The 11,438-nt window shown below is 41.9% G+C and carries 10 protein-coding genes; 6 read left to right on the forward strand and 4 right to left on the reverse strand.

The genetic code is table 11. From position 1 onward, the window contains the following. Positions 1-69 precede the first annotated feature (69 nt). From H6G32_RS22180 to H6G32_RS22195, 4 genes are all read left to right on the forward strand, one after another. A complete protein-coding gene (locus H6G32_RS22180) occupies positions 70-1,713 on the forward strand; it encodes a DUF6930 domain-containing protein (protein WP_190462217.1) in 1,644 nt (547 codons plus the stop codon). Between the two features lie 397 nt (positions 1,714-2,110). Then, entirely contained in the window at positions 2,111-2,281 is a 171-nt protein-coding gene (locus H6G32_RS22185; RefSeq protein WP_190462219.1) for a CopG family transcriptional regulator, read from the forward strand. Between the two features lie 171 nt (positions 2,282-2,452). Then, positions 2,453-3,892 (forward strand): 9,9'-di-cis-zeta-carotene desaturase, encoded by a 1,440-nt coding sequence (gene zds, locus H6G32_RS22190; RefSeq protein WP_190462221.1) that lies wholly within the window; start codon positions 2,453-2,455, stop codon positions 3,890-3,892. A 28-nt stretch (positions 3,893-3,920) separates the two neighbouring features. After that, the gene (locus H6G32_RS22195; RefSeq protein ID WP_190462223.1) at positions 3,921-4,364 is read left to right on the forward strand and encodes an SRPBCC family protein; all 444 of its coding nucleotides are present in this window, start codon (positions 3,921-3,923) and stop codon (positions 4,362-4,364) included. Between the two features lie 311 nt (positions 4,365-4,675). On the opposite strand, the gene H6G32_RS22200 is transcribed toward H6G32_RS22195, so the two are convergent. After that, positions 4,676-5,008, reverse strand: coding sequence for a hypothetical protein (locus H6G32_RS22200; RefSeq protein ID WP_190462224.1), 333 nt, complete (start codon positions 5,006-5,008; stop codon positions 4,676-4,678). A 631-nt stretch (positions 5,009-5,639) separates the two neighbouring features. Here H6G32_RS22200 and H6G32_RS22205 point away from each other — a divergent pair. After that, a complete protein-coding gene (locus H6G32_RS22205) occupies positions 5,640-8,003 on the forward strand; it encodes a lipoxygenase family protein (RefSeq protein ID WP_199328212.1) in 2,364 nt (787 codons plus the stop codon). A gap of 82 nt (positions 8,004-8,085) precedes the next feature. On the opposite strand, the gene H6G32_RS22210 is transcribed toward H6G32_RS22205, so the two are convergent. The 3 genes from H6G32_RS22210 to H6G32_RS22220 all read right to left on the reverse strand — a co-directional run bounded on the left by H6G32_RS22210 (position 8,086) and on the right by H6G32_RS22220 (position 10,640). Next, positions 8,086-8,325 carry a 2Fe-2S iron-sulfur cluster-binding protein gene (locus tag H6G32_RS22210; RefSeq protein ID WP_190462226.1) on the reverse strand — a complete coding sequence of 80 codons (240 nt, stop codon included), beginning with the start codon at positions 8,323-8,325 and terminating at the stop codon, positions 8,086-8,088. 170 nt (positions 8,326-8,495) lie between these two features. Beyond that, positions 8,496-9,974 carry a cobyric acid synthase CobQ gene (gene cobQ / locus H6G32_RS22215; protein ID WP_190462228.1) on the reverse strand — a complete coding sequence of 493 codons (1,479 nt, stop codon included), beginning with the start codon at positions 9,972-9,974 and terminating at the stop codon, positions 8,496-8,498. A gap of 261 nt (positions 9,975-10,235) precedes the next feature. Then, a complete protein-coding gene (locus H6G32_RS22220) occupies positions 10,236-10,640 on the reverse strand; it encodes an Npun_F0494 family protein (RefSeq protein ID WP_190462230.1) in 405 nt (134 codons plus the stop codon). Positions 10,641-10,747: 107 nt separating this feature from the next. Between H6G32_RS22220 and H6G32_RS22225 the strand changes: the two genes are divergently transcribed. Next, positions 10,748-11,185 (forward strand): peroxiredoxin, encoded by a 438-nt coding sequence (locus H6G32_RS22225; RefSeq protein ID WP_190462232.1) that lies wholly within the window; start codon positions 10,748-10,750, stop codon positions 11,183-11,185. Positions 11,186-11,438: the final 253 nt, after the last annotated feature.

The raw sequence follows: 11,438 nt of genomic DNA on the forward strand, positions 1-11,438 counted from the left end.
AAATTTCATCCGAGGCTAGCCATTTCCCAAACTTTACTTCTAAATAGCTTTTTTTGATTAACTTACTCTATGACAAGTTTTAATCGCTCTACCAGTCGTCGGTTGAAAAAATTAACCCAAATTCCTTCTGTTTGGGAGGGCGATCGCCGTCCGTTGTCACCAACGCCAAACCCACCCAGAGATTCTGAGTCTAAGGGGGAATGCATTCTGTGGGTGGATGGCTCTCAAGGTATTGTCCGTGGGATGGATGTAGTAGCCGCAGACCTTGGCCCAGAAGCAATTGTCCGCACCTTAATGCGAGCAATGGAGCATCCTCACAGTCCAGCTAAACCCGCCAGACCCCAAAGAATTGTCGTGCGCGATCGCCAAATCCAATTTTATTTGCGCGGAGTGTTGCAAGATTTGGACATTGCCATTGATTACGCACCAGAATTGCCTTTGATTGACGAACTGTTTCGTGGGTTTGCTGATATCCTCGATAGCCAAATCCCTGATTTACCCCCACAGTATGCACAAATTCTGGAAGAGAAGGCATTTTCAATTTGGCAAGCAGCCCCTTGGAAATTTTTGGAAGAACAGCAAATACTGTCAATAGAGATCAATAAGTGGGATGTTGGTACACTCTATGCCTCCGTCATGGGAATGCTGGGGATGGAGTATGGGATTTTGTTCTACCGCTCAGAAGATTCTTTGAAGCGGTTTCGGGCAGCGGTTTTAAGCGATGACGAATCAACCCAAGGCTTAGAAGAAGCTTTCCTCAAGCAAGATTGCTTGTTTCTCACCTTTGAGCCAGAGGACGACACAGACGAAGATGAAGATGAAGATGATGAGGATGATTTAGCGGATCTGCCGCTATCAGAAATTCAACCCACCTTTGGTAATATTCACCCCTTAGAAGGACTGCGGTCTGTTTTGTATGAGGAAGAGGCACTTGTAGTTTTTGTGGCTCTCGAAAGTCTCAGTCGCTTTATCCGCGATCACCGTCGCCAGTTGCAGGGGGAAATCTTCCCTCCCCTGAGTCGTCGCTACCGCATTTCTGTGCCAGAGTCAGAAGAAGCGACTAAATCGGTGAATGTTACTGTCTCTACTATGCCAGAGTTGGCAGCAGAATTAGAGGAAATGGCTGGCCTTGGTATCGAAGAGGACGATGAGTCTGGCGATCCAGTGTTCCGCTCATTGCGAGATGACTTGATACCAGAAGACTCTTTCCTTAGCCTGGGTGTGGTGTCTTGGGAGATGTTAGAGCACTTACGTCAGGGGGTTAATTACCATACAGTCGGCGAAATCAAACAAGTAGGTGACGGGTTGCCTGTGATTTTAGTTCAAACTTCCCGCCCCAAAGCTAAAACTGTAATTGAAAATATTGAGGCTGCTGGTGGATTGCAAGCAATTTGCTTTAACCCAGGTGCTGATCCCTTTGATGGCGATCGCTATGACCTCGGGTTGTTACAAACCCAAAATGGTGACTTGTACCTTTTCGGTGAATTTTTAGATGACGACCCAATTCATGTAGAAGCTAGAAAAAAATGGAATCAGCGGTGTAAAAATACCCAGGGCTACTGCGGCTTGATCATTGCTAAGGGACTAACGGGAGCAACCCGTGGTAATCCCCAGTTGCGAGATATGATGGCTCTATTTGAAGCGCGAGCGCTTTCACCAAAAGATTTGGGTCTCGGTACTCTCCAGCTTATGCCCCAACTTCAATTTGAATGATCATCTATGCAACTACCACAGATAAACCCAAAAATTATCCTAATCTCAGCTAATTAGCGTTTATCTGTGGTTTTTTGCCATCCCGAACAGCCAGCACTCCCCACCCTCCCTTGAGTAATCATTCACAAAATAATACAAAAGGTAATCTCTTTGTTGTTATTTTCCCCTGGATTGAAAAAACTGTAACTCACTCTTTTAAGAATGAAATTCATTTTTAATTTATCGCCCAAAACCCTTACGTGGAAAGGATTTCAAAAATTGTAGTGATTTTTCTCTTCCCAGAGTGATAGAAGAGGGTTATGCTACTTGGAAATATAATAACAATTCTCAGCTTGATTTTAGGTGTTGTTGTATATGTTCTCTATACAGGTGTTTGGTGAACTTGGGCAAAACAGAAATGACAAATAAAAAATGGGCCGTTAAACGTATAACTGTTAACCTAGCAACCCAGGAAGCAGAAAAACTGGAAAAATATTGCCAGCAGACAGGTAGACCTGCTACCGATGTGATTCGGGAACTGATTAGAGGATTACCCTTCTCTGAGGATACTAAGGATGTAAGTAGGTAGTCACAGGACTGGGTAATGGGTAATGGGTAATGGGTAATGGGTAATCCTTCTAATCCCCAATCCCAATCCCTGATACCCAATCCCTAATCCCTAATCCTTTTCACGTAAGAGGGGCAAATTTTGACACCAACCCAGTTACAATTTGTAAAGAAACTGAAAAGGAACGAGGGAATGCGTGTTGCAATCGTAGGTGCGGGACTGGCGGGGCTAGCAACCGCTGTAGATTTAGCAGATGCTGGTTGTGAAGTCCAGATTTTTGAGTCTCGTCCGTTTGTTGGTGGTAAAGTTGGCAGCTGGGTTGATGGCGATGGCAATCATGTTGAAATGGGGTTGCACGTATTTTTTGGCTGCTACTACGAGTTATTTGACTTGATGGAAAAAGTAGGGGCGTTATCTCACTTACGCCTCAAAGAACATAGCCACACTTTTATCAATAAAGGTGGGCGTATTGGTGCTCTGGATTTTCGCTTCTTTACAGGTGCGCCTTTCAATGGATTAAAGGCATTTTTCACGACTTCCCAACTTTCGTTGCTGGATAAATTGCAAAATGCGATCGCACTCGGAACTAGTCCCATAGTTCAAGGTTTAGTAGACTTTGACGGCGCGATGAAAACCATCCGCAAGTTAGATAAAATCAGCTTTTCTGACTGGTTCCGCAGTCACGGCGGCAGTGAAGGCAGCATCAAACGCTTATGGAACCCCATCGCCTACGCCCTCGGCTTTATCGATTGTGACAATATTTCCGCTCGTTGTATGTTGACAATTTTCCAGTTTTTTGCAGTCAGAACTGAAGCTTCAATTCTGCGAATGCTGGAAGGTTCCCCCCACGAATACTTACACAAGCCAATTCTGGAATATTTAGAAGCTAGAGGCACTAAAATATACACCCGTCGCCAAGTGCGGGAAATTCAATTTGCTGAGTCAGACGCACAAACTCGCGTCACTGGCATATTAGTGGCTCAAGGCGATACAGAAGAAATTATTACCGCAGATGCTTATGTTTGCGCCTGCGATGTGCCAGGAATTCAGCGCGTATTACCCCCAGAGTGGCGCAAGTGGTCAGAGTTTGACAACATTTACAAACTGGATGCTGTACCAGTCGCTACAGTGCAGCTACGGTTTGATGGTTGGGTGACAGAACTCGAAGATGAGGAAAAGCGGAAACAGTTAAATCATGCGGCGGGGCTAGATAATTTGTTGTATACTGCCGATGCTGACTTTTCTTGCTTTGCTGATTTGGCTTTGACTAGCCCTAGTGATTATTATCGTCCAGGGGAGGGATCGCTGTTACAACTGGTGCTAACACCGGGAGATCCGTTTATTAAGCAAAGTAACGAAGCGATCGCGCAACACGTCCTCAATCAAGTTCATGAACTGTTCCCCTCTTCCCGTGAGTTAAACATGACTTGGTACAGTGTTGTCAAGCTTGCTCAGTCTCTCTACCGGGAAGCACCAGGGATGGATGCCTATCGTCCTAACCAAAAGACGCCTGTGAATAATTTCTTCTTGGCAGGGAGTTATACTCAACAAGATTACATCGACAGCATGGAAGGGGCAACCATTTCTGGAAGACAGGCTGCGAAGGTGATTTTGGAGAGCGTGAAGAAATAAGAAACTAACCGCGAAGGAAGAAGCCAGAATGTCAGATTTGCTAGAGCATAGTGTGCAGGTGGAAGTGGAAGCGCCCATAGATTTAGTATGGAGTCTATGGTCTGACTTGGAGCAAATGCCTAAGTGGATGAAATGGATTGAGTCGGTGAAGATTTTGCCGGATGATCCAGATATATCTCTTTGGAAGTTGAGTAGTAGCGGTTGGGATTTTACTTGGAAATCACGGATGCTCAAGGTTATCCCTAACCAAATTATCCAATGGGAATCGGTTGACGGTTTGCCAAATCAAGGCGCAATTCGCTTTTACGATCGCCAAGCTAGTAGTATTGTGAAAATGACTGTTTCCTATGCTATCCCAGGAATTCTTGGCAAAATCATGGATAATTTGTTTTTGGGAAAGGTGGTGGAGTCCACCATCCAAGCAGATTTGGAGCGGTTTAAGGTATACGCTTTGAATGTCAAAGCTAATTGATATAGATAGCAAATATCAGGCAGTAAGAAACAAGGTGTAAAAGTTTCTTGCTGTCTGATGAGAAAATCTGAATTTGCTAAGGATTGTGATTTAAATAAAATGATGCAATATAAGCTCTTGTGGGGTGGGCGTCTCGCCCGCCCGGAACAGGCGAGACGCCTGTTCTACAGCTCATAATGCACAAATTTAGCCTTGTCACGCCACTATGCTGCGTTACAAACTGTTGGCTGTGGAAGCGCATCACCCGTAGCTTCATAAGCAATAATTAGAGAGTCTAAGGCTTCACGCTGTCGCTAACACACCCTACGAAACTATTCCACTAGAAAAATAGAGTAAGATTTTATGTCATGAAAACTAATTATAGTAGGTGGTCTCACCGCATTCGGATTATCTGAAGGGGGATTAATTTCTGTTAATAATATAAATGAAACAACCTCACCTATATCATTAACTTCATGAACTTTTCCCTTAAAACTAACTCCAGGGTTATTTCCTAAAAATTTATCAGGTATTCCTCGAGACACGAGAGGCATGATCTCAGGAAACACTATTTCTCCTGCGATAATTTCACCAACCTGGAAATTATAATTTTTCACTAGGTTCTCTGTATCATTAAACGTCTGGAATTTCTGGTGTTGAACCATGATAAATTCTCCAAATAATTTTGCAGGTGTGCTGTAGCTATTTTATTAAGCGCGATCGCTAATTTTGTACTTCAGATGCACAATAGTGAATAAACATACAAATTTTCTAGCTACAAAAAAAACTGTAATAACACGTAAATATACAAAAACAAAAAGATCCCCGACTTCTTCAAGAAGTCGGGGATCTGAGTCTCTCGATGAAAAGCAAATCAAATTAGGATTGCTATATTTCAACCTAAAATAACCTGCGATTAACCTTTAAGTGAAAAAACCTTAACCTTTCTTGAGAAAATATCGAAAGTCAACACCTGAAAATGGGTTCAAAAGTCTGACCTATTATTCTCTCTCCAGAGAAAAGTTTAAGGTTAATAGTAGGCATATCATCAGCTACAGCCAACAACATATTTGGGTTTTACAGAAAATAATGATGATTGTTAAATTATTCTAAAAAACAATAAAAAATCAAATTAGACATGATAGATAAAACCGTAGTAGAAGTTACACTTAAATGCTCAATAAGTTATTCAAGACTTTACTACATACTGTTGAGTGTTTAGATTTTCGTGTCAAGTTCATTCTTTTCAAGACCAAAATAGCCACAAAGTTTAGCAAATCAACAAACAGGAAAATTATGTCTCAGATTAACGCCGAAAATTCCCCAACTATATCAAATCAAAAAAGTAAAATCTCAGATTTGAAAGATGTGCTGAAAGCAATATACGCAGCTTTGGTATTTATTAAATTAAGCTCCAAACTTGTTAGGTATAACTATAACTACGAATTTATAACCCCTTTAGCTATAACAAATGCACGACTTATTACAATCGAGAACATTCCTATACCTATTTTTCCTGAAGGAGAATATCCAACCATCAAATGGATAATTGCAGTAGTAATTAGAATCCTTGTTATTCAGCTAAATGAATTTCTAATTAAGCAACCTCATTTTTTAAAATCAAGTCTTGCTGCTTCCTTAAACGCAATTGGTCACGAAATAGACAATCCAGAAAATCAAGAAGACGTAAACAATATTATTCCTAAGCTGAAATCAATCTTAGAACAAATCTTTGAAAGTCTAACAGCTAATGAGAAACTTACTAGTTTGGATACACACCAAGAAAGCAAGATTAAAGTTTCAACTGAAGAAGAATTTCAAGAAATTGAAAACCAAATAGCTCAATCGTTAATTCTAAATCCAGAAGTAGAAGCAGTAGAAGCAGTAGAAAAAGTTGTAGATAATCTTGAATCTATTGAAGAAGGTACAATAATAAATCTTCAACAAATAGTCAAAGACACGGCTAAGTTAGCAGAAATAGCTAAATATCAAACCCCCAGTTTAAAGACTGCTGCTGTTTCTCCTAGTCTTGATGATTACAACAAACAATTTCAAGCTATAGCCAAGCCGGATATTTCTTACCACTTTCAAGAAGATAAATATTTTGCTTATATGCAGGTGGCTGGGCCCAACCCACTTATGCTTCAGCAAATAGCACAACTAGATTCCCGCTTACAAATTACCGAAAACACATACTCTGATGTAGCCAAATTCTACGGAGTCTCAGATACTCTAAATACAGCACTAGCTGAAGGACGGATTTATTTAGCAGACTATACTCTATTGTTAGATACATTGGTAGATGGCTCTTTCCGTCAACAAAAGTATATTTCTCCTCCTTTGGCGCTATTTGCCGTACCACCAAATAACTATCGAGATCGCTCTTTATTTCCAGTAGCAATTAGTCTTCGGGAAACTACAATAAGTGAAGAGTGGAAACTATTTACACCCTTAGCGGCTAAAAATAACGCAGCAGCGATTGAAAATAACGCAGCAGCGATTAAAAATAATGCAGCAGCGATTGAAAATAACGTAGCAGCGATTGAAAATAACACAGCAGCGATTAAATATAACCTAGAAGCGATTAAAAATAACACAGCAGCGATTAAAAATCATGCAGCAGCGATTAAAAATCATGCAGCAGCGACTGATACTAACGCAGATACGTGGATGACTGCTAAGAACATTGTTCAAATGGCAGATAGCAACTATCACGAGTTAGTCAGCCATTTAGGACGTACTCACTTAGTTGTTGAGCCTTTTGTGGTTGCGACTAATAAATTGCCTAAAAACCACCCTCTCAAAAACTTGCTCAAACCTCATCTTGAGGGTACTGTACTAATTAATTATGGCGCTCATGCCTTTTTAATAGCTCCAGAAGGTGGTGTAGACGAGCTACTAGCTGGTGAGATTAAAAGTTCCCAAACTGTAGCTGTTAAAGCCGCGCAAAGCTACCTGTTTAACTTTAATGACATTGATTTTCCTAGCACTTTAAAAATTCGGGGTGTTGATGATGCTAGCAAACTACCTAATTATCCCTACAGAGATGACGGTTTACTAATTTGGGGAGCTATTGAAAGTTGGGTTAGGGAATATTTCAGCGTCTACTACAAGAGCGATTTATCAGTTTCCCAGGATAACGCTTTACAGACTTGGGGATCTACATTGAGTTCCGATCAAGGAGGCCGTCTACAAAATTTTGGTAACGATGGAAAAGGAGGCATCACAACCATAGATTATCTAGTGAAAGCTGTTTCAACAATTATTTTTACGGCTAGTGCTCAACATGCTGCTGTTAATTTTCCCCAAAAGGAACTGATGATGTACACACCAGCATTTCCTTTAGCCCGTTATTTACCTGTACCTACAGATCCTCAGCAGCCAGAGAATTTCATCAAGGGGCTACCACCGTTAGAACAAGCTTTAGAACAGATAAATTTACTTTATTTGCTTGGCTCTGTTTACTACACAAATCTAGGCAATTATTCCGCATCAGCTTTTACAGACCCAAATGTAACATCCGCTTTGGAGAAATTCCAAACAAACCTCAAAGACATTGAGCAACAGATTAACCTGAGAAATAGTAATAGTAAGGGTGATAGAATAATACCTTACGAGTTTTTACTACCTACCAAGATTCCTCAAAGCATCAATATTTAACTGATGCAGAGTAGTTAAGAATGACTGACGCCTGTAAATTTCCCTGGAAGCGACAGGCGTCAAATTCATTTTCATGTTGAGATTACCAAGTTGGATCGCTAAACACATTAATTGTTAATTCATCTTTTCCTGGTGGAACTGAGGTAAGACAAGCGCGGATGATTTCGCCATCTTCCAGTTCCACGGTGCAAGCGTGACATGAACCCATTAAACAACCAGTGGGAATTAACACCCCAGCCCGTTCTGCTACATCTAACAGGGCTTCTCCCACTTCGGCATCAGCGGTGACATTATCTGGTAAAAAGTGGATGCGAATAGTCATACCAATTTTGGATTTTAGATTTTGGATTAACAGCCTAACGCACTCTAAAGACGCGAGCAGTTTAAAATGATGCATAAAATCGGAGCTTTTCTTGTAGGGTGAGCGTCACGAGATTCTAGAACAGAGGAGACGCTTGTTATACAAGAAAAATTATCATGTGATCCAAATTTCTAAGGCAAAAATGGGGCTATATCTAAATGTTTTTCAATTTCGGTGGCTAAGGAGTCCAAAATCTGTTCTCGCTGTTCCCGGTAGTTAGCAACACCTGTAGGTAAAGACTTTAAACCCCGCTGTTGACGGAGGCGATTTAACCAAGCACGACGCCAAGGGCCATTGTCAAAAAGCCCGTGGAGATAAGTACCCCAAACTGATTGACCGCTATCAACTAGTCCTAAATTAACATCATCAAATAGGGGATGGTAGGCTTGGGAATCTATCCCTTGCTGTTCGATGCGCGATCGCCCTTGGTGGATTTCAAACCCATTGACCGGCAAGCCTATTTGGGGAAAATTCGAGCTAACTTGGCGCTGACGGGCGATTTTCTGTCCTGTAATTACAGTTCTGATGGGTAATAGATTTAACGCCTGAAATCTGCCAGATTGTCCCTCTAACCCTTCTGGGTCGGCTATCATCTGTCCCAGCATTTGGAAGCCGCCGCAGATACCCAAAACTGTGCCACCAGAGGCAGCATAATGTTGAATTGCTTCTGCCATGCCGCTTTTTTGGAGGGCTATTAAGTCAGAAATTGTGGTCTTTGTACCGGGGATAATCACGGCATCCGGATGCCCCAAATCTTGCTTAGGGCTGAGGTATTTTACAGAAACTGTAGGTTCTGATTCCAGTGGGTCAAAGTCGGTAAAATTGGCAATTCTTGGTAAGCGGATAACGGCGATGTTGAGTTCAGCTTGGTGTTTGTGCGGTTTACGTTCTAGCAGGTCAAGAGAGTCTTCTGCCGGAAATACTTCTTCTAAGTAGGGGATAACACCAACAACGGGAATACCTGTGCGTTCTTCTAACCATTTTATGCCCGGTTCAAGGATGGAGCGTTGTCCCCGGAACTTGTTAATCACTACACCTTTAATTAAGGCTCGTTCATCTGGTTCCAATAACTCTAGAGTTCCTACCACGTGGGCAAAAGCACCACCCCGGTCAATATCAACTACTAATATAGTTGGCGCATTCAAATATTTTGCCACCCGCATATTCGTCAAGTCGCGGTGCTTGAGGTTAATCTCTGCTGGACTACCGGCACCTTCGCAAATCAATAAATCAAATTCTGTTGCTAAATGCTGTAGGCATTCTTCAATTGCTTTCCAACCTAGTTCAAAATATTCCTCGTAATAATCGCTAGCGCTGACTTTACCAACAGCCCTACCTTTGATTATTACTTGGGATGTCATATCTCCTTGGGGCTTGAGTAAAATGGGGTTCATTTCTACCCAAGGGGCGACTCCTGCGGCCCAAGCTTGCACTGCTTGAGCATAGCCCATTTCTCCACCACTGGCAGTAACATAAGCATTTAAAGCCATATTTTGCCCTTTAAAGGGAGCCACTCGCCAGCCGCGGCGCGACAGAATGCGACAAATAGCTGTAGTTAAGAGTGATTTCCCAGCGTGGGATGTTGTCCCCACTACCATAATTGCTTTCATATTTTATGATGAGTTTTTTAAGCTAGCCACTCTAATTGCAGGGGTAGACATTAATAGAACAACCTGATCGTCAGAATTTACAACGTCAAGCAACTAAGGGATATTTCTTAGCTCCCCGCATCCTATGCTACTCTATCTCTCTGCTGTATCCGTTCTAAAAATATGATCTATGGCTGACATTTTCTCTCTCTTTTCAGTCCACAGGTTGACAAGGTAGTCCTAGATTTTGACTACCTTATATTAAGTGTTGAATTTTCGAGCCTAAAATGGTAGTCGAACCCAACGAATTACACCATCGGATAGGCGATCGCCCCATGAGGGTGTAGTCCAATTTTCTGCCTGTAATTGTTCTACTAACTGGTGACCTAGGGGAGTGAGGCGAAAACCATCTGTAATTCCCTGTCCATCGACTTCTCGCCGCAGTACACCTACTTGGATCAGCCAGCCTAAAGCGTTGTCACAGAGCAATTCTGATAATGGCCTTTGGGTGTAGCCTTGCTTGAGACCATTTTCTAAAGCGATCGCACCTAAGGACACAGTCTGGTGACGCATCAGGGCAAATAAACTGAGCTTGAAGGGCGAACACAAAAGCGATCGCTTGGCTCGTTCTACTGTTTTACGAGTATAGAAAAACGTTTTCGGGTTTGGGGAATCAACAGCAGGCATATTCTTTGGGTGTAAATTTTGCTTATTTTTCTAGTAATTTCTTAAATCATTGTAAATTAATGTAAAATTTCAAGTGCATCAACAATCTGAAACAGGAAAGGTTAATTATGCCCCTAGCAGTTGGTACGGATGCACCTGCATTTACCGCTAAAGACACTAACGGCAACACCATCTCATTATCTGATTTTGCAGGTAAAACGGTGGTCTTGTATTTTTACCCCAAAGATGATACGCCAGGCTGCACCAAACAAGCTTGTAGTTTCCGAGATGCCCAACCTAACTATCAAGGTAAAAATGTGGTAGTTCTGGGCGTTAGTGCTGATGATCAAGCCGCCCATCAAGCATTCACCGCCAAATATAATCTGAATTTTCCTCTATTGGCTGACACTGACAAAGCCCTCATCAAAGCTTTCGATGTGGATGGCGGTGGTTATGCCAAGCGCGTTACCTACGTCATCGATCCTAACGGCAAAATCGTTCTTGTTGACACTGCTGTCAGCACAGCTACCCACGCTAGCGATGTTTTAACTGCACTGGGAATTTAGTTTTTTTCCCAAACAACCAATCACCTCAACCCCAATAGGGGTTGGGGTTTTGATTTGGTAATGGGTAATGGGTAATTGGGAGCAAGATTATCAGATTAAAGGATTAACATGATTGTTTTGAGGATGATTTAAATTAATCCTGCTCATCCTTTTATCCTTAAATCCTGATCAAGATTAAGGAGTGCTCATCCTTTTATCCTTAAATCCTGATCAAGATTAAGGAGTGCTCATCCTTTTATCCTTAAATCCTGAT

It is taken from the genome of Cylindrospermum sp. FACHB-282 (assembly GCF_014697195.1).
Taxonomy (GTDB): domain Bacteria; phylum Cyanobacteriota; class Cyanobacteriia; order Cyanobacteriales; family Nostocaceae; genus Cylindrospermum.